We start from the raw sequence: 18483 nt of genomic DNA, 5'->3' as shown, positions 1-18483 counted from the left end.
ATGGTTCACAGTACGGGCCATATCATGACGCAGGCAGATCATTCTCTCTTCCGTGACGTAAGACAGACCCGCAGGCAAGGCCCGCGGAGCTGGCCGGATGCAGATTGGCCCGCTCCGGCGGACGGGCACAGGGCCACAGTGTTTGTTGAGGACATGCTGGAACTGGCCAGCCAGAACGGTATTGCGGCATCGGTCATGGCGCTGCCCGGCGCGCGTGAGTTGATGCTGTGCCTTGGCGGGAACAGCCCGTACCTGTCCGATCTGGCGCGGGAGGATATTCAGGCTTTTGCAGCGCTGCTGGACAAGGGGCCGGATAGCTGTGTGCTCGATGCGTTTGCAACATGCGCCCAGTTTGACGCCACATCGGGGCGAGAGTATGTCGCCGCGTTCCTTCGTCATGCCAAAAAACGTATAGCTTTTATTTGCGCTATTGCAGACCTTGGTGGTGCATGGTCGCTGGAGGAAGTCACGCATACGCTCAGCCGGCTGGCTGAAACCGCGTTGGAAATCGCGCTCAAACATATGCTGTGGCATGCCAGTCAGGCCGGGCAGCTTGACCTGCCAGACCCCGAAAACCCCACTTCGGGCTGCGGGCTTGTGGTACTGGCCATGGGCAAGCTGGGCGCGCGTGAACTGAATTTTTCATCCGACATCGACCTGATAGTGTTGTACGACCCCACAACGTATTCTCAGTCAGACGCGGTGCGACGTGTATTTGTGCGTATGACTAACGATCTTGTTAGTCTGATGGAAGCGCGCGATGCGAATGGCTACGTTTTTCGTACCGATTTGCGGCTCAGGCCAGACCCATCCTCTACTCCACCGGCTGTAACCGTACAGGCTGCCACGCTGTATTACGAGAGCCTGGGGCAGACATGGGAGCGTGCGGCCATGATCAAGGCGCGCGCAGTGGCGGGCGACCTTACGCTGGGGCGGCGCTTTCTGGCGGCTATCAGGCCATTTATCTGGCGCAAGCACCTAGATTTTGCCCTGATTGATGACATCCATGACATGAAGGCCCGCATAGACCGTTACCGCAAGGCAGGGCGGACGGATCTGGCGCAACTCCCCGATTCTGTTCTGGCGGACCCCGCTGCCAGCCGGGCGTGGCTTCTGGGCCATAACCTCAAGCTGGGGCAGGGCGGCATACGCGAAATTGAATTTATTGCGCAGGCCATGCAGTTGGTCTGGGGGGGGCGCGAGCCCGGACTGCGGGACAAAACCACATTTGGCGCGCTTAAAAAACTGGTGGGTTCGGGCAGACTGCCCCGGACCGAGGCCGAAGTGCTGGCCCGTACCTACCGCTTTTTGCGCGATGCGGAACATCGCCTGCAAATGCGCGCCGACCACCAGACCCACAGCCTGCCAGAGACGGTGGAAGGGTTTGATGCCTTCGCCATTTTCATGAACTACCCCGATGGGGAGGCTCTGGCGCTGGACATGCTCCCGCGTATGCGTGAGGCAAGGCGGATTTTTGAGCGGCACTTTATTATCCAGCCCGCACAGAACGGTATGGAAGCAGGCAGTGTGCTCATGCCCGGTCCAGAAGAAGGGCAGGTGGCGGAACTGCTGGAAAAATATGGTTTTCCTCAATCCCAACTAGTGGAAGCAGCACAGGTTCTGGGCCGGTGGAGTGGCAATGGCCTGCGTGCCCTGCGCTCGGAGCGGGCACATGCCCTGCTGCGTGCGCTGCTCCCCGCCCTGCTGGCCAATTTTGGCCAGCGCGGTAACCCGCTAGCCTGCCTGCGCAGGTTTGATGCCCTGCTGGCGCGCCAGCACGCCGGGGTGCAGCTTCTCTCGCTTTTTGAGCGTAATCCGGAGCTGATCAACCGCATTGCCAGCATTTTTGATGCTTCGGCCTTTCTGGCTGACCATCTGGCGGACAAGCCCTCTGCGCTGGAAGGGCTGCTGGCCCCCGAACCGGAGGAAGGGCGCAACGTGGTGGCGCGCCTGAAAACACTGGCCGGGGAAGTTGCCGATGTGGAGGAGCTGCTGACCACCCTACGCCCGTTGCTGCGGGGCGAGGAGTTCCGCCTGTCCGTTGCGCTGCTGGAAGGGCGGATGAGCGAGGACGACGCCGAGCGTGAACGCACCCTGCTGGCCGATACGATCATGACCGTGATCAAACAGGCTGTGGAGCGTGACCATGTGCGCCGCTATGGCCGTGTGCCCGGTGGGGGCATGGCGGTTATAGCCATGGGCAAGGCTGGCTCGCGGGAGATGATGCCCGGCTCCGACCTTGACCTGTTGATGGTGTTTGACCACCCGGAGGAGATTCAGACCAGCCAGGTCGCAGCCAAAAGTCGCAATGCCGGGCAGGAACTCGCCTTCTCCCGCCCCCGGAGCGTTGCTGTGGGGCAGTATTACACCCGTCTGGCCCACGCCTTTATTGCGGCACTGACTGCACCGGGGCCGGAAGGACCGCTTTATGCGGTGGATATGCGCCTGCGCCCATCGGGTGCTGCGGGGCCGGTTGCTGTCCCGCGCACGGCGTTCCTGCGCTACCATACGGAAGCCGCCTGGACGTGGGAATGTATGGCCCTGACGCGCGCGCGCATTGTGGCGGCCCCGCAAGCCCTGCGGCGCGCGTTAACGCAGGATCTGGAGCGGGTGCTGGATGGCAGTATTCGTGCCATCCCCCCTAAACGCGCCTCCTTGCTGGAGGATGCCCGCACCATGCGTGAACGTCTGGCCCGTGACCTGCCCGCCAGTTCCATATGGGACATCAAGCGCCGGGCCGGTGGACTTATGGAAGTGGAGTTCATTGCGCAGATTTTCCAGCTTGTTGCAGCCGACCCCATGGCCCGTAGCCCGTCCACCCGGCTGGCGTTGGGGCGGCTTGAACGGTGTGGGGTGCTGAGTGCGGCAGATGCAAAACTGCTCAGGCAGGCGGATTTTTTCTGGCGGCGTTTGCAGGCCCTGCTGCGTTTGCTGTGTGGCCCCGTACCCCCACGGGAGCTGGAAACGGATATGGTGCCCGCAGCCCTGAATATTCTGCTCAGGAACATGAAGGCCCGCACCCTGCCCGAGCTAATGGAGCGGACCAACCTGCTGGCGCGCGATGTGCGGAACTGTTTTGAAAGGCTGGTCGGCCCCGTTGCCTCCATGGCACCAGCCGAACGGCCAGAGGACTAAAAAGCGGGTTATCCCAGCACAAGGTATGGAAGGAGTTTACGGTTATGGAAAATAGTCAGGCGCTCAAGGTAGGGGACAAAGCCCCGGCGTTCAGCATGGCGGCAAGTGGTGGACACACGGTGGAAAGTGCGGCGCTCAAGGGGCAGCCGTTTGTGCTCTATTTTTATCCTAAGGCAGACACACCCGGCTGCACAAAAGAAGCCTGCGGGTTTAACGAAGCCCTGCAGGCTTTTGAACAGGCCGGGCTGAGCGTTATTGGTGTCTCGCGCGATCCGGTTAAAAAGCTGGACTCATTCGCGGCCAAATACAACCTGACCTTTCCTCTGGCGTCAGATGAAGATGGGCATGTGACCGAGGCTTACGGCGTATGGGTGGAAAAATCCATGTATGGCCGGACCTATATGGGCATAGAGCGCGCAACGTTCCTGATCGATGCCAAAGGCGACATTGCTTACATCTGGCCCAAGGTCAAAGTCAGCGGCCATGTGGAGGCGGTGCTGGCTCAGGCGCAGGCAATGGGTGGCGCTGCCTGAGCACGTTGTTGCAGTTTTTGGTGCGCAGGTTTGCGCACCCACCCTGCCGGGCCGGGCTTTACCAGCCCGGGTAATAGCTGTCAGGTTGTGAGACGTCATTGGCGTAATCAAGGATTTCGTCGACCTGTTTCATGATGTCACGACCAGCCGGTTTGATATAGTCTTGATTACGTGACGCGGGATGTTTTTCAAGCCATGAGATGATGCATTGGGCGGGAGCGATGCCGCCCAGAACACGCTGCGGGCGATGATTGTAGGCGAAACAGAAGCCTCTGAGCAGAATTTCCAGATCTTCATGGTTTGAGACACAGACCTGCAGTACTTCTGTAGCGACACGGCCATTGAAGCGTTCCACCATTCCATTGGTCTGAGGGGAGTAAGCCTTGGTCCGGCGTCGGTCGATTCCCATGTCATGACAGGCTTTTTCGAAGGCGTCCGCTGTAAAGCAGGAGCCACGATCGGTCAGGATATGGGTGATCCGGAAAGGAAAGGCCGATTTGACGGCATTGAGGAAATCAACGGAATTATCCGCATTTTCCGCGTCATAAACAGCCAGGTGCACTGAACGGGAACAGCGATCGATGGCGACATACAGAAAACGTTTCCGCCTGTCCCCATCTGCTGTCTGTAATTTTGGCAGATGTTTCACATCGATATGGACATAACCGGGATCGTAATCGCGGAACTTTCCCTGTCCCCGAACTGGTCCGGCCTTTAGAACAGGAGGCAGCCTGTTCAATCCGGCGTCTTTCAGTATCCGCCAGATATTGTCCCGGTTCAGATGCGGCAGGAAATGCCGTAAGACAAAGGTCAGATCATCCAGACCAAAACCGGTAGAACGCCGAATCTGACAGACAATGGCGCGCTCCTCCTCCGAGGCTTTCCAGGCCAGCCTCCAGGGACGGCTGCTGCGGTCCTGACAGGCGTCCGAACCACGCCTGCGCCACTTGCGGACTGTTTCATCGCTGATCCCGTAGCGTCTGGCGAGCACGGATGTCGGTTCTGACGAACGAGCTATCTCAGCCCGGACAGCCGGTGTCGTGCGTGCCTGTGGGTGGATCTGAAGCATCATTCGGTCTCCCTGCAAACGGAAGAAAACAACGAAGCATAACGCGGTATCGCCCACGCTACATCATCCCAATGACGTCTCACAACCTGACAAATAGCCACCGGGAACAGCGTAGTAATATCCCGGAGGTGGCCCCATGGGAGCAACCGGCACCATATAGGCGCGTGGTGGTGGCGGGGGCGGCGGAGGGGGCGGGCCATAGCTGTAACCATAGGCATAGCCGCCGGGGCCGCCGCTCATGGCCGCACCAGCAAGGGCACCAACGGCCAGCCCACCAATAAGCGCGCCGGCAATTGCGCCGCCATCGCCCCGGTGGTGGTGCCCCCAGCCGGGTCCACCCCGACCGCCCCAGCCGGGGCCACCGCCACCCCAGCGCCCGGGTTGGGCCTGTGCGCTAGGCAGAGCTGCCAGACCAAGGCCCGCAATAACGGGCAGGGCCATCAGAAATTGTGTCATGCGGCGCATCAAACGTGCCTCCCTGGAGCAGGGTGTCAGGCTGCTCCGTATTTTTTGTTCTCCCTTAAATATCGATCCGCTTGTGGCAAATTAAAGGCTCTTCCCTGTCCTTTTGTTGAATAATGCCTGTATGGGGGTCAGGGCGTGTTTTCCGGCATTGTACTGGTTTTTTGCAGGGTTAACGCGGTTGCAAGCGTGACCAGCGCACAGGCGGAAACATACCAGGCAAACCAGCCTTCATGGCCTACATGCTTGCACCACAAGGCAATATATTCGGTTGTGCCGCCAAAAATGGATACGGTCAGCGCATAGGGGAGTGCTACTCCCAAGGCCCGTACGCGGGTGGGAAAAAGCTCGGCCTTAACAATGGCGTTAATGGACGTGTATCCCGATGCCATGAACAGCGCGGCAACAATCAGCCCGAATGCAACCCAGCCCGATGTGGCGTGGGAGAGGGCACTAAGCAACGGCACAGTGCCAAGGCTTGCCCCAATGCCAAAAAACAGAAGCAGGGGTTTACGCCCGATCCGGTCGGATACCGCGCCAAATGCGGGCTGCATGGCCGCAAATACAAACAGGCTGACAGCAGAGATAAGGGTGGCCGTTTCCTTGGAAAAACCAAGGGAGTTGGCAAGGTATTTCTGCATGTAAATGGTGTAGGTGTAAAAAGCGACCGTTCCGCCAAGGGTTAGCCCGCAGACCCGCAACACCGATGGCCAGTGGGCCAGCATAACGCGTACGCCCCCTTTGGCCTGCTTGTTGCTTGTGTTCTCAAAGCTTTCGCTCTCCACCATCTGGCGGCGGAGCCAGAACACCAGAACGGCACCACATGCCCCGATCAGGAAGGGAATGCGCCAGCCCCAGCTTGCAATCTGCTGCGGTGTTAAAAACACGTATTGCATGACCAGCAGCACGCACAGGGCCAGCAGTTGCCCCATAACCAGCGTGACATACAAAAACCCAGACCAGAACCCCCGGTGCTGCGGGGTGGAAACTTCGGCCAGATAGGTGGCCGAAGCGCCATATTCCCCACCAAGGCTCAAGCCCTGCACCAGACGTGCGAGCACAAGAATGACCGGGGCCACAACCCCGATCTGCTCGTATGTGGGGCACAGGGCTATGGCCAGCGAGCCAAAGCACATGGCCAGAACAGAAAAGGTGAGCGCCTTGCGCCGCCCGTACCGGTCTGCCGCCATGCCCAGCAGCCACCCGCCAATGGGGCGCATAAAAAAGCCAACGGCAAACACCGCTGCCGCATTCAGCAGTTCAGCCGTTGGGTTGCCGTGTGGAAAAAACGCATGGGCGAAGTAGATGGTGAAGGAAGAATAAACATACCAGTCAAAATATTCGAGCAGGTTTCCGGCTGATCCTGCCAGAATACCCCGAATGCGTTGTGCCGTGTTCAAGCTGTGCTCTCCATTCCTGGACTTTTTGTTGTGTTGGTGAACAAGGCACCGTGGGCAAGGGTAGTATCATTACCACACTACGCCTGTCATTACGTCTGCGGCATGAGAGGTGTTGCCTGATAGACGTGTTTTTTGTTCAAAAACAGTGAGCAAGGGTGCTTGCTCTTGGGGCAGACATCAGACAAAACAGGGTATGGGTTCTGTAATTGTTCTTGTCTGTGTGGCGGTCACGGCTCTTTTGCTGGGGGGGGTGCTGGCTTTTGCGCTGCGCAAGCCTCCAGCAAAAAGTGCGGATAGCGACTTGCTGGCGCGGCTTTACGTTATGATGGAGCGCGAGGCCGCCGCCGCCCGCGCTGATTCCTCCGCGCAAAGAACCGCCATGGCCGAAATGGAACGGGCTTTTGGCGAACGGTTGGAGCGCATGCGTGCCGAACTGGCCGAGCAGCTTGGCAACCTTACTGGTGGTCTGGGGCGTGAGCAGGCGGAGGCACGGGCCGCACAGGCCGAGGCCCTGCGCAACATGGCGGAAACCTCCGCCCAACAACTGGCGGCCATCCGCCACGCGGTAACCGAGCAACTGCACGAGGCGGTGGAGCGGCAGATGCACACATCGTTCCAGCGGGTGCTGGAACAGTTTGCCGCCATGCAGAAGGCCATGGGCGAGGTCCGCGCCATGACTGCCCAGATCAGTGACCTCAAACGGCTGTTCAGTAATGTCAAAACCCGTGGCGGCTGGGGGGAGGCCCAGTTGCGCGCCATTCTGGATGATGTGCTGCCGCCGGGTACGTATGAGAGCAATGTGCGGCTGGGACCGGGGAATGATGTGGTGGAGTTCGCCATTCGCATGCCGGTCAAAACCCAGACACCCCCCCTTATGCCGGTGGACAGCAAGTTCCCGACCGAAGCGTACGAAAAACTGCTCAACGCGGCAGAAGAGGGCGATGTGGTGGGTGAAAAGGCCGCCCGCAAGTCTTTGGAGAACACTGTGCGGGTGGAAGCACGCAAAATTGCCACGAAATACATTCAGCCTCCCGCAACTGTTGAATTCGCAGTGCTTTATCTGCCAACTGATGGGCTTTACACGGAAGTGGCCCGCATTCCGGGTTTGATAGATGATGTCGGGCGGCAGTACCGGGTTATGGTCATGGGGCCAGCCCTTATGCCTGCCATGCTGCGTACCATTCATCTGGGCTACGTGACTCTGGCCCTGGAAGAACGGACGGAAAGCATTGCCCGCCTGCTGGGTGCAACCCGGCAGGAAATGCTGAAAATGGACGGAGTGCTGGACAAGCTGGCGCGGAATGCGCAGGCTATGTCGTTCTCAATTGAGGAGGCCAGACGGCGCACCAGAGTGGTTACCCGCAAGCTCAAGGAGCTTGATAACCCGGTTGCAAGTGAGGACGAAGGCGAAGAGTCTGAAATTGAATTTAGTGGCCATATCAAGGGTAGCACTGCAACAGGGTAGAACACGAGCAAGAGGGCAGGTATGTCTGAAGATGATACACTACCCCCTTTTCTGGAAGGGCGGACGGTTCTCCTTATCGAGGATGACGGCAGGATTGCCGAGGAAATTGTAGGGGAACTCACAGGGCGCGGCTTTAACGTCCATCATGAGGAAACAGGCAACGCCGGGCTGGATGCAGCCGTAAAAGGCGAGGCCGATGTGATGGTGGTGGACCGGCTTTTACCCGGGTGTGATGGGCTTTCTGTTATAGAAGCCATGCGCCAGCAGGGGATTCGCGTGCCTGTGCTGGTCCTGTCTGCCCTGTCTGCTGTGGATGACCGGGTCACGGGTCTTAAGGCTGGGGGGGATGACTACCTGACCAAGCCTTTTGCCATGGAAGAGCTTGTTGCACGGATTGAAGCGCTGCTGCGGCGGCCTGATGATACGCGCAACACCAAGCTGCGTACCGGCCCGCTGGAAATGGACCTGATTGAACGCCGCGTCTGGCGGGATGGCCGCGAGATTGACCTGCTCCCGCGTGAATTCCGGCTGCTCGAATACCTTATGCGCCGCCCCGGACAGGTGCTGACGCGCTCCATGCTGCTGGAGGATGTCTGGCAGTACCGTTTTATCCCGCGCACCAACCTGGTTGATGTGCATATCGGCAAGCTACGCCGGAAGGTTGATGCTCCGGGCGAGGAACCGCTTATCCAGAGCATTCGTGGTACGGGGTTCCAGTTGCGTGTTTCTGACTGAGGTTTTTCGGACAGCCACATTCCGGATCACCCTTATGGCGCTGGCGGCTATGGCTGGTGTCATGCTCATGCAGTTCGGGCTGGTTTACGCCCAGATGGAGGCGGTGGAATCCCGCCGCTCCACCGAACTGCTACAGGGGGAGGCGGAACTGCTGGCCCAGATGTCGCCCGAGCATCTGGAATATGTTATCCGCCGCCGCGCAACGGATGACCTGCGCCTGATCATCAACAGTGCCGGGCTGTTTGACGCCGGGCATGCGCTAATTGCGGGTGACCTGCATACCTGGCCCCGTGGGCTCAAGGCAGATGGTAAGCCCCATAATATCGAGATTTACCCCGAGGAAGGGGCTGCTTACCCCCTGCGCCTGCTGGCGGTGACCTTGCCAGACCACACCATTCTGGTGCTGGGGCGCAGTTTTCATCTGCTGGCGGAGCAGAAGTTCATGCTCCGCCATGCCATGCTGGTGGCGGCGGTGCCCACGTTTTTGTTCGCGCTGTTCCTTGGGGTGGCACTCAGCCATCGTGCCCTCTCCCGCGTGAAGGAAATGCACGAGGCCATAGACCGGATTATGGCGGGCGATATTCATGAACGTCTGCCAGCCAACCGTGAGCGGGATGATCTGGAGCGGCTGGCGGGGAGCGTGAACCGCATGCTCGACCGGCTGGAACATCTGATGGACGGCATGCGTGCGGTGGGTAATGATATTGCCCATGACCTGCGCACCCCGCTCTCCCGCGTGCGGGCAAAGCTTGAGCGTGCCCAGTCGGGCGAGCGTGATCCGGAGCAGCTTGAAGCCGCCATAGGTCGCGCGGTGGATGACCTTGATCAGTGCCTAGGTATTATTACCGCCCTGCTCAGGATTGCCGAGATAGAGAACAGCCGCCGTATGGCTGGTTTTGCGCAGGTAAGGCTGCGTGAGTTGATGGATGATGTGTTCGACCTTTACGAACCCATTGCCGAAATGGAAGATAAAAAACTACAGGCTCTGCCCTCTGCGGATGAGGGGCCAGTATGGGGGGATCGGCATCTTCTGATCGAACTGCTCGCTAATCTGGTTGATAATGCTATCAAATTTACTCCTGAAGGCGGTAGTATTGTGCTGGATGTGCAACAAAAGGATGATGCGGTCCTGCTGATCGTGACCGATACGGGCACGGGCATTGCCCCTGAGGAAAGACAGAATGTGTTGTCCCGCTTCTATCGCTCGGACAAGAGCCGGCATGTGCCCGGCAGCGGTCTGGGGTTGAGCCTTGTTTGCGCCATTGCGCATCTGCATGACGCAAACGTTAAGATAGAGAGCGGCCCCAATGGCAGGGGTACATGCTTCAGCATTGCTTTTCCGGTCCCGGTACTGGGCTAGAGCAATGGTTTGTAAAGATAATGTCACAAGCGGGAGAGGGATGTGCGGGTATCTACTGGCAAAATGACGACCATTTCCAGAATGATGACCGGACCCGTTTTCAGCCAAGGGTCAGGTGAATGAACCAGATTGTTCTTATAGCACTCAAAAAACCGTACACTTTTGTTGTGCTGTCCATCCTGATTCTTGTTTTTGGAATTAAGGGTATTTTCTCAACCCCGACGGACGTTTTCCCGAGTATCCGCATCCCTGTTGTGGCCGTTATCTGGCAATATACAGGGCTGATGCCCGAGGATATGTCTGGCCGTGTGGTCTATTATTACGAGCGCGCACTTACCGCGACCGTGAATAATATCGAACACATTGAAAGCCAGTCCTATTACGGGCGCGGGATTGTTAAGATCTTTTTCCAGCCCGGTACAAACACATCCGTTGCTCAAACCCAGATCACCTCTGTCTCCCAGACCGTGATCAAGCAGATGCCTACCGGCTCCACGCCGCCACTTGTTCTGGCGTATGACGCATCCTCCGTGCCGGTCATTACGTTGCAGGTCGCATCCACGTCCATGACGGCGTCCGAGATTTATGACATGTCCTCCAACCTTATCCGGCCTGCGCTGGTGTCGGTTGCAGGGGCGGCCATTCCCAACCCGTATGGGGGTAAGCCGGGTAACGTCATGGTCGATCTGGACCCGGTCAAGCTGCTGGCACACAGTCTTTCTCCGGTGGATGTCTCCCGCGCACTGAACAGCCAGAACATTGTGCTGCCTGCGGGGGACCAGCGTATTGGCCCGTTTGACTGGATGGTGCAGACCAACGCAGCCCCGCGGGAGCTGGATGAACTGAACGATATTCCCATCAAGCAGGTCGGGCACGCCGTGGTCCGCCTGCGCGACGTGGCGTGGGTGCATCAGGGTGGTCCACCGCAGACCAACCTTGTGCTGGTCAAGGGCCAGCAGGGTGTGCTGATCGTGGTCATGAAGAGCGGGGATGCCTCAACACTGGATGTGGTGGCAGGCATTAAAAAACTGCTGCCCGGCATTGTGCAGACCCTCCCGCCGGGTGTGAGCATTCGCGTGCTCAATGACGCCTCGACCTTTGTTAAGGAGTCCGTGGAGGACGTGGTGCGCGAAATGATAACCGCCGCCTTCCTGACCGGGCTTGTCGTGCTGCTGTTCCTTGGGTCGTGGCGTTCTACGGTTATTATTGCCACTTCCATTCCGCTGGCCATGCTGTGCTCGATCATCGGGCTGGGCTGGGCCGGGCAGACCATCAATGTCATGACTTTGGGCGGGCTGGCGCTGGCCGTTGGTATTCTGGTGGATGATGCCACGGTCATGATCGAAAACATTGATGCACATCTGGAAATGGAAAAGGATCTGGAAACCGCCATTGTGGACGCGGCCAACCAGATTGTTATTCCAACCTTTGTTTCCACGCTGTGTATCTGCATCGTGTGGATGCCGCTGTTCCAGCTGACCGGTGTTGCTGGCTGGCTGTTCATGCCCATGGCCGAAGCCATTATTTTTGCCATGCTGGCATCGTTCATTCTCTCGCGCACGCTGGTGCCAACCATGGCCAAGTACATGCTGGCCGCACAGGTGGCCGCCCATGCGCACGGTCCGCAGGAGCCCAAAACGGTTTTTGGCCGTTTCCAGCGTTCCTTTGAGCGTGGGTTTGAGACCTTTCGCCACCGCTACCACGCCCTGCTCACGTATCTGATTGAGGTGCGGGGGACGTTTATTCCGGTATTCGTGCTGTGCTCGTTCGGGTCTTTGGGGTTGCTGTTCTTTGTCGGACAGAACTTTTTCCCCGAGGTCAATTCGGATGTTATCGCCCTGCATATGCGCGCACCTATTGGCACGCGGCTGGAGGAAGCCGGCAAAATTTCCCAGCTGGTGGATACGGAGGTCGAGCGCACGCTGTCCGGGCAGGTGGAAGGAATTGTCAATAACTGCGGTCTGGCGTTCAGCCCGCTCAACATGGCTTATATTCCAACCCCCACCGTGGGTACGCAGGATTGCGACATTACCATTTCGCTCAAGGATGAAGCCGCCCCTGTTGCGGAATACCGCCGCCTGCTGCGCCGCAACCTGAATGAAAAATTCCCCGGGACCCAGTTCTCCTTCCTGCCGGGGGACCTGACAGCCAAGATCCTGAACTTCGGCCTGCCATCCCCGATTGATGTGCAGGTGGTCGGGCGTGACCTGCCAGCCAACTTCCGATTTGCCAACCGCATTGCAGAGCGGCTGCGGCATGTAACCGGGCTGACCGATATTTCAGTGCAGCAGCCCATGACCACGCCAACCCTGCGCGTGAATGCACGCCGCATGTACGCGCTGGGCACGGGTATCCGCGAGGCGGACGTGGCTGACAACGTGCTGGTTTCGCTTTCGGGCAGTTCGCAGGTCGGGCAGGTTTACTGGCTGGATACCAAGACTGGCGTCTCGCATCTGATCGACATCCAGACCCCGGCCTCCTTCCTCCAGACCATGAATGATCTGGAGATCACCCCGATTGATAAAGGGGATGGTAATCCCAGCGGGCAGACCCCGCAGATTCTGGGCGGGCTGAGCCAGATCGAGCAGGTCGGGACCCCGGCCGAGGTTGCGCACTACAACATCATGCCCGTGTTCGATATCTATGCCTCAAACGAGGGGATCGATCTGGGCACCGTCTCGCGCGAGGTGGAGCGGATTGTGGATGAACTCCGGCCCGACCTGCCGCGCGGCGCATCGCTGACCGTGCGCGGGCAGGCCGTGACCATGAACAGTGCGTATGTGCAGCTTCTGGCCGGGCTGGCTATGTCTGTTCTGCTTGTTTACCTACTGATTGTGGTCAACTTTCAGTCCTGGCTGGACCCGTTCATTATCATCACGGCGTTGCCCGGCGCGCTGGCGGGTATTTCGTGGAGCCTGTTCCTCACACATACAACCCTGTCTGTTCCAGCGCTTACGGGTGCGATCATGTGCATGGGCACGGCCACGGCCAATGCCATTCTGGTTGTGGCCTTTGCGCGTGAGCGGCTTGATGAGCATGGAGATGCCATTCTGGCAGCGCTTGAGGCAGGCTTTGAGCGTATTCGCCCGGTTATGATGACGGCTTCCGCCATGATTATTGGCATGTTGCCCATGTCTTTGAGCAACTCGCAGAATGCGCCTTTGGGCAAGGCGGTCATGGGGGGGCTGCTGGTGGCAACGGTGGCTACGTTGCTGTTTGTTCCCTGCGTGTTTGCAATGTTGCACAACAAAAAAGAAGTGCCGACGACAAAAGAAGAGGAAGCTGGCGTATGACCCCGGAACACGACAATACGGGTGGCGTGGACGCCAAGGTAAAAGCTGCGGCAGCTGCCCGTAAAAGAAAAATGGGGTTTGCTATTGTCGCTGGCGTGGCAGGCTTTCTGGTTATCATGGGGCTTGTGCAAAGGCATTCGGCCTATGTGCAACTGGCGCAGGAAACAGCCCATGATGCGGTGCCCGTTGTGCAGGTCATTTACCCGCAGCACGCCCCCGATGAGCGCGAGCTCTCGCTACCTGCCAATATTGCGGCATGGTACCAGGCCCCGATTTACGCTCAGGTCTCGGGCTACGTCAAAATGTGGTACAAGGATTTTGGCGCGCGCGTAAAAGCAGGGGACGTGCTGGCCGAAATTGACACACCGGGGCTGGACGCCCAGTACGCCGCCGCCAAGGCCAACTACAACGTGGCACTGGCCCGCTACAAGCTGGCCCAGATTACCGCACGACGCTGGAAGGCGTTGCAGGGCACGCAGGCTGTCTCCCAGCAGGAGGTGGACGTGCAGGCCGCCAATGCCGAGGCCCAGAAGGCGCAGGTCGAAGCCGCCCAGCATGATGTGGAACGCTACGCCGCCCTTGAAGCGTTTAAAAAGATCGTGGCTCCGTTTGATGGTATTGTCACATCCCGTATGGCCGATGTGGGGGATTACGTTAACGCCGGACGGGGCGATGTGGATTCCCGCGGGAATGCCACGGAACTGTTCAGCGTTGCGGACGTGCACGCCATGCGTGTGTTTGTAGCTGTGCCGCAGGACTACGCGGATATTATCTCACCCCGCCTGCAGGCCGATCTGATTGTGCCGCAATACCCCGAGCGCACGTTCAAGGCGCGTTATCTGGCAACCGCAAGCGCCTTTAACCCCAACACCCGCACGGTTACGACCGAACTGGTGTTGGATAACAAGAGCGGCGAGCTGTGGCCTAATTCCTATGCCACGGCCACCTTCCGCGCTCCGGCCGACCCGGACCAGCTTATTCTGCCTGAAGGCGCCATTGTGTTCCGGCAGGAAGGAACGCAGGTCGCGCTGGTGGATGACAGCAACCACGTGCATCTGGTCAACGTAGCCCTTGGGCGCGATCTGGGCACAACGGTGGAAGTGCAGCGTGGGGTTAAAAAGAGCGACAGGGTCATCAATAACCCATCCGCCGGCCTGCTGGACGGGCAGCTGGTACGGATTGTTAAAGGCACTCCCGGTTACAATATTCCCCCAGCCCCCCCCGCAAAGGCTGCAGGCGCAGGCAAGAACGATACCCGCGCCATGCCCGAAGATAACCGGCCCATGCCGGAATCCGGGGGGCGTCAATGAAGGGCAGGGCGCAGGGTAGCCGGGTTTTTGCCGCACGCTTTATGCTGGGGAGCTGCCTCCTGTCCGTTCTGGCAGGGTGCGACATGGCGCCACGCTATAAGCCAGCCAGGTTTATCTACCCCGACAACTGGCAGGGTGGTGGCGTTATGCAGCCCGCAGGTGGGGTGGATACAACATTAAACCCCAACTGGTGGACTGTGCTGGGAGACCCCGTACTGAATGATCTGGAGGAACAGGCCATGCGCCTTAACCCCGATCTTCAGGCGCAGGCGGAGGCTTTCCTTCAGGCGCGGGATCTGGCCATGGAGGCCAAATCCAAGCTCTACCCACAAATTGGCGGTATGGCTGGCGGGGCAAAATACAAAGGGTCGGACCATCGGCTGTGGCGTGGGGCCGGCTCCACCGGGCCCATGTATATGTCCTCCGAGCAGTATTCGGGTTCTGCAACGTGGGAGCCGGATTTCTGGTCCGCCATTCGTAACAAAACACGCATGGCCAAGCAGAACGTGCAGGAGCGCGCGGCAGACTATGCCGCAGCAAGGCTGAGTTTGCAGGCCGAGCTTGCCAGCGATTACGTTGTGCTGCGTGGGCTGGATGCGCAGGGCGCGGTTTACCGGGATTCCATCCGCTACTACAAAACAGCTGTGCAGATTACCAATATGCGTCTGGCAGGGGCCATTGCGCCGGGTATGGATGTCTCCCGCGCTCAGGCACAGCTTTATGCCACGCAGGCGCAGGAAACCGACATCCGCACCCAGCGTGACGTTATGGAGCATGCCATTGCGGCACTGGTTAATCAGGCCCCGGCCTCCTTCCACATTGCGCCGGTGGATACACTGAACTTTGCACAAGGCCCGTTGCCGGTTGCCCTGCCATCCACACTGCTGGAAAGGCGGCCCGATATTGCTGCGGCAGAGCGGCGCATGGCGCAGGCCAACAGGGCCATAGGCGTGTCCCGCGCAGCGTTCTACCCGCATGTGACCTTTAACGCCACGACCGGGTTTATGGATAACGGGTTCGATCTCGCATCGCTCTCCAACTCCATGTACCAGTTTGGTGCGCAGGCACTTCTTCCGCTCTTTCAGGGTGGGTTGCGGCGTGCGGACCTGCAACGCAGCTGGTCGCAGTACCGCGAGAAGGAGGACCTGTACCGCAGCACGGTGCTAGACGCCTTCAAGGAGGTTGAGGACGGGCTGACCCGGGTCAACAGGCTCAAGGTGCAGGTGGGGCAGCAGTCTAACGCAGTAGATGCCGCATTGCGCACACAGGGCATGACCATGGCGCTGTACACGGGTGGGCTTACCAATTATCTGGATGTCGTGGTGGCACAGGTTGCAGCCCTGAATGCCCGGATCGCACTGGTGCAGACCGCCACGCGCGCCATTGATGCCCGCGTGGAGCTGATTCGCGCTCTGGGTGGCGGGTGGTCCCGTGGTCAACTGCCTACGGGTGAAAGTGTGCTCATGCCCTTCAAGCCCTTGCAGTACAGCAATCTGCGTCAGGCACCGGCTGCGGGCGGCATTACAACCGTGCGTGACCCTGCCAGCACGGATCTGAGTGGTAGCACAAAAGCACGTGCCCCTCTTGACAGCCATGCTGCGCACAGGTAAGCGCGCCTTTCCTGATCGGAACGCGGGAGGTTTCTGCCAACACCTTGTGTGCAGGCTGGAATCGTTAAGAACCGCGGTCCGGGTACATTTTTGAGGAGTCCCGGATATGGCCAAAAAAGTTGTTGGCTACATCAAGCTTCAGATTCCCGCTGGTAAAGCAAACCCTTCGCCGCCGGTTGGTCCGGCTCTGGGTCAGCGCGGTCTGAATATCATGGAATTCTGCAAGGCATTTAATGCCAAGACCCAGGGCCTTGAACCTGGCATGCCGATTCCTGTGGTGATCACTGCCTATGCTGACCGTACGTTCAGCTTCATCACCAAGACCCCCCCGAACACCTACTTCCTGCTCAAGGCCGCCAAGATTTCCAAAGGCAGCCAGACAGTTGGTAAGGGCGGTTCCGTGGGTAAGGTAACCATGGATCAGCTGCGTGAAATTGCTGCCCAGAAGCAGCAGGACATGAACGCAAACGACATTGATGGCGCTGTACGCATGCTGGTGGGTTCTGCCCGCTCCATGGGTCTTGATGTGGTGGAGGGCTAAGATTATGGCTCAGAACAAGCGTCTTGCAGCTGCTCGCGCCAAGGTTGTTGCCGGTAAGGCATACGGTCTGGACGAAGCTGTTTCCCTCGTCAAAGACAATGCAACTGCAAAGTTTGACGAAACGGTTGAAATCGCCCTGAACCTGGGTATCGACCCGCGTCATGCTGACCAGATGGTTCGTGGTTTTGTGTCCCTGCCCAATGGCACGGGCAAGACCCTGCGCGTTGGCGTGTTCGCACGTGGCCCCAAGGCTGAAGAAGCCAAGGCTGCCGGTGCTGACGTTGTTGGTGCAGAAGATCTGATGGAGCAGGTGCAGGCTGGCGAAATCGCTTTCGACCGCTGCATTGCAACCCCGGACATGATGGCTCTGGTGGGTCGTCTGGGTAAGATCCTCGGCCCGCGTGGCCTGATGCCTAACCCCAAGCTGGGTACCGTGACCATGGACGTTAAGGGTGCCGTTCTGGCAGCCAAGTCCGGTCAGGTTGAATACCGCGCTGAAAAGACCGGTATCATCCACGCTGGCGTTGGCAAGGCTTCCTTCGGTGCAGACAAGCTGGCTGAAAACGTACGTGCATTTGTTGATGCCGTGCAGAAGGCTCGCCCGACTGGCGCCAAAGGCACCTACCTGAAGAAGGCTGCCCTGACCTCCACAATGGGTCCGGGTGTACAGCTGGACGTCTCTGCCTTCGCAGGCTGAGCAAGAATGTTGCCGGGCTGGCCCTTGTGGCTGGTTTGGTGCATAAGGGAGTGGTTTACCACTTCTTATACCTGTCCGAGACCACACGTGAGTTTGCTCTTAATCGGCCTTTCGGGGCCGGCGCGTGGTAAGACGGGGATGCTGGTTGCAGGCTGAGAATTTTCGGCAGTGCCAGATATTCCGTTTATCAAGGACAGGCGAGCGGGTTCTGTTTGTTGCAGAACCTAAAGGGCAACCCGTTCTGTCAGGTTTAGATCTGATGGAACAAGACGGAGACGGGATTTGGACCGTACGGAAAAGAAGGCCCTTGTTGCCTCTCTGGCCGCCGTGTTCGCCGAAACGTCCATGGTTGTGGTTACCCGTAATAACGGGTTGACCGTGGCTGATGTGACGGATCTGCGACGCAAGGTGCGGGCAGCGGGTGCAAACTACAAGGTTGCCAAAAACCGGCTGGCAACTCTCGCCCTGGATGGGACCCAGTTCAGCGGCATCGCGCCGTTGCTGACGGGACCGACCGCGCTTGCGTGGGCGGACGAACCTGTATCAGTGGCGAAGGTGATCGTTGAGTTCGCCAAAACCAATGACAAGCTTGAGCTGCTTGGTGGTTCTCTTGGTTCTCAGGTACTTGATGTAGCTGGGATCAAGGCTCTCGCCGAGCTGCCGTCGCTCGACACGCTGCGCGCGCAGCTCGTGGGTCTTATCTCCACGCCCGCTACGCGCATCGCCAGTGTTGTTCAGGCGCCGGCTGGCCAGCTTGCTCGTGTTTTTGGGGCCTATGCCAAAACGGGTGAAGCTGCCTGACCACACGCTCCCATATGGGGGTGTGTACAAGAAATACGCGTAGCCTCTGTGTAGAGGTTGCGTTTTGCTAAC

At 58.8% G+C, this 18483-nt stretch carries 14 protein-coding genes; 11 read left to right on the top strand and 3 right to left on the bottom strand.

From position 1 onward, the window contains the following. Nucleotides 1-24 precede the first annotated feature (24 nt). Both LKE65_RS11940 and bcp read left to right on the top strand, forming a co-directional pair. Nucleotides 25-3135, top strand: a complete 3111-nt coding sequence (locus tag LKE65_RS11940) for a bifunctional [glutamine synthetase] adenylyltransferase/[glutamine synthetase]-adenylyl-L-tyrosine phosphorylase (RefSeq protein ID WP_278741867.1) — start codon at nucleotides 25-27, stop codon at nucleotides 3133-3135. 44 nt (nucleotides 3136-3179) lie between these two features. Next, nucleotides 3180-3668, top strand: coding sequence for a thioredoxin-dependent thiol peroxidase (gene bcp, locus LKE65_RS11935; protein WP_278741467.1), 489 nt, complete (start codon nucleotides 3180-3182; stop codon nucleotides 3666-3668). Between the two features lie 58 nt (nucleotides 3669-3726). Here the strand turns inward: bcp and LKE65_RS11930 are convergent, their stop codons facing one another. The 3 genes from LKE65_RS11930 to LKE65_RS11920 all read right to left on the bottom strand — a co-directional run bounded on the left by LKE65_RS11930 (nucleotide 3727) and on the right by LKE65_RS11920 (nucleotide 6599). Next, the gene (locus LKE65_RS11930; protein ID WP_278741864.1) at nucleotides 3727-4737 is read right to left on the bottom strand and encodes an IS481 family transposase; all 1011 of its coding nucleotides are present in this window, start codon (nucleotides 4735-4737) and stop codon (nucleotides 3727-3729) included. A 63-nt stretch (nucleotides 4738-4800) separates the two neighbouring features. Next, entirely contained in the window at nucleotides 4801-5193 is a 393-nt protein-coding gene (locus LKE65_RS11925; RefSeq protein ID WP_278741465.1) for a hypothetical protein, read from the bottom strand. 137 nt (nucleotides 5194-5330) lie between these two features. Continuing rightward, the gene (locus LKE65_RS11920; RefSeq protein ID WP_278741463.1) at nucleotides 5331-6599 is read right to left on the bottom strand and encodes an MFS transporter; all 1269 of its coding nucleotides are present in this window, start codon (nucleotides 6597-6599) and stop codon (nucleotides 5331-5333) included. 193 nt (nucleotides 6600-6792) lie between these two features. On the opposite strand from LKE65_RS11920, the gene LKE65_RS11915 reads away from it, so the two are divergent. The 9 genes from LKE65_RS11915 to rplJ all read left to right on the top strand — a co-directional run bounded on the left by LKE65_RS11915 (nucleotide 6793) and on the right by rplJ (nucleotide 18411). Further along, complete coding sequence (locus LKE65_RS11915) at nucleotides 6793-8064, top strand: DNA recombination protein RmuC (protein WP_278741462.1); 1272 nt, start codon at nucleotides 6793-6795, stop codon at nucleotides 8062-8064. Between the two features lie 21 nt (nucleotides 8065-8085). Continuing rightward, nucleotides 8086-8799, top strand: coding sequence for a response regulator transcription factor (locus tag LKE65_RS11910; protein ID WP_086647116.1), 714 nt, complete (start codon nucleotides 8086-8088; stop codon nucleotides 8797-8799). Continuing rightward, nucleotides 8786-10159, top strand: coding sequence for a sensor histidine kinase (locus LKE65_RS11905; RefSeq protein WP_086647117.1), 1374 nt, complete (start codon nucleotides 8786-8788; stop codon nucleotides 10157-10159). Before LKE65_RS11910 ends, LKE65_RS11905 begins: the two co-directional genes overlap by 14 nt. A gap of 119 nt (nucleotides 10160-10278) precedes the next feature. After that, nucleotides 10279-13452 carry an efflux RND transporter permease subunit gene (locus LKE65_RS11900; protein ID WP_278741459.1) on the top strand — a complete coding sequence of 1058 codons (3174 nt, stop codon included), beginning with the start codon at nucleotides 10279-10281 and terminating at the stop codon, nucleotides 13450-13452. Then, a complete protein-coding gene (locus LKE65_RS11895; protein ID WP_095348980.1) occupies nucleotides 13449-14762 on the top strand; it encodes an efflux RND transporter periplasmic adaptor subunit in 1314 nt (437 codons plus the stop codon). Before LKE65_RS11900 ends, LKE65_RS11895 begins: the two co-directional genes overlap by 4 nt. A gap of 41 nt (nucleotides 14763-14803) precedes the next feature. After that, nucleotides 14804-16372, top strand: a complete 1569-nt coding sequence (locus tag LKE65_RS11890; protein WP_278741861.1) for an efflux transporter outer membrane subunit — start codon at nucleotides 14804-14806, stop codon at nucleotides 16370-16372. Nucleotides 16373-16478: 106 nt separating this feature from the next. Next, a complete protein-coding gene (gene rplK / locus LKE65_RS11885) occupies nucleotides 16479-16913 on the top strand; it encodes a 50S ribosomal protein L11 (RefSeq protein WP_095348979.1) in 435 nt (144 codons plus the stop codon). 4 nt (nucleotides 16914-16917) lie between these two features. Beyond that, nucleotides 16918-17610, top strand: coding sequence for a 50S ribosomal protein L1 (gene rplA, locus LKE65_RS11880; RefSeq protein WP_086647121.1), 693 nt, complete (start codon nucleotides 16918-16920; stop codon nucleotides 17608-17610). A gap of 282 nt (nucleotides 17611-17892) precedes the next feature. Further along, nucleotides 17893-18411, top strand: coding sequence for a 50S ribosomal protein L10 (rplJ, locus tag LKE65_RS11875; RefSeq protein WP_048852972.1), 519 nt, complete (start codon nucleotides 17893-17895; stop codon nucleotides 18409-18411). The last annotated feature ends 72 nt before the right edge of the window (nucleotides 18412-18483 follow it).

This window comes from Acetobacter fabarum (genome assembly GCF_022483405.1).
GTDB classification, from domain to species: Bacteria; Pseudomonadota; Alphaproteobacteria; order Acetobacterales; family Acetobacteraceae; genus Acetobacter; species Acetobacter fabarum.
This window is presented reverse-complemented; position numbering and strand designations above follow the sequence as displayed.

Bases quoted from the DNA above. Each gene is read 5' to 3' on its own strand.
- LKE65_RS11940 (WP_278741867.1), top strand. From the start codon at position 25: ATGACGCAGGCAGATCATTCTCTCTTCCGTGACGTAAGACAGACCCGC.
- bcp (WP_278741467.1), top strand. From the start codon at position 3,180: ATGGAAAATAGTCAGGCGCTCAAGGTAGGGGACAAAGCCCCGGCGTTC.
- LKE65_RS11930 (WP_278741864.1), bottom strand. From the start codon at position 4,737: ATGCTTCAGATCCACCCACAGGCACGCACGACACCGGCTGTCCGGGCT.
- LKE65_RS11925 (WP_278741465.1), bottom strand. From the start codon at position 5,193: ATGACACAATTTCTGATGGCCCTGCCCGTTATTGCGGGCCTTGGTCTG.
- LKE65_RS11915 (WP_278741462.1), top strand. From the start codon at position 6,793: ATGGGTTCTGTAATTGTTCTTGTCTGTGTGGCGGTCACGGCTCTTTTG.
- LKE65_RS11910 (WP_086647116.1), top strand. From the start codon at position 8,086: ATGTCTGAAGATGATACACTACCCCCTTTTCTGGAAGGGCGGACGGTT.
- LKE65_RS11900 (WP_278741459.1), top strand. From the start codon at position 10,279: ATGAACCAGATTGTTCTTATAGCACTCAAAAAACCGTACACTTTTGTT.
- LKE65_RS11895 (WP_095348980.1), top strand. From the start codon at position 13,449: ATGACCCCGGAACACGACAATACGGGTGGCGTGGACGCCAAGGTAAAA.
- LKE65_RS11890 (WP_278741861.1), top strand. From the start codon at position 14,804: ATGCTGGGGAGCTGCCTCCTGTCCGTTCTGGCAGGGTGCGACATGGCG.
- rplK (WP_095348979.1), top strand. From the start codon at position 16,479: ATGGCCAAAAAAGTTGTTGGCTACATCAAGCTTCAGATTCCCGCTGGT.
- rplA (WP_086647121.1), top strand. From the start codon at position 16,918: ATGGCTCAGAACAAGCGTCTTGCAGCTGCTCGCGCCAAGGTTGTTGCC.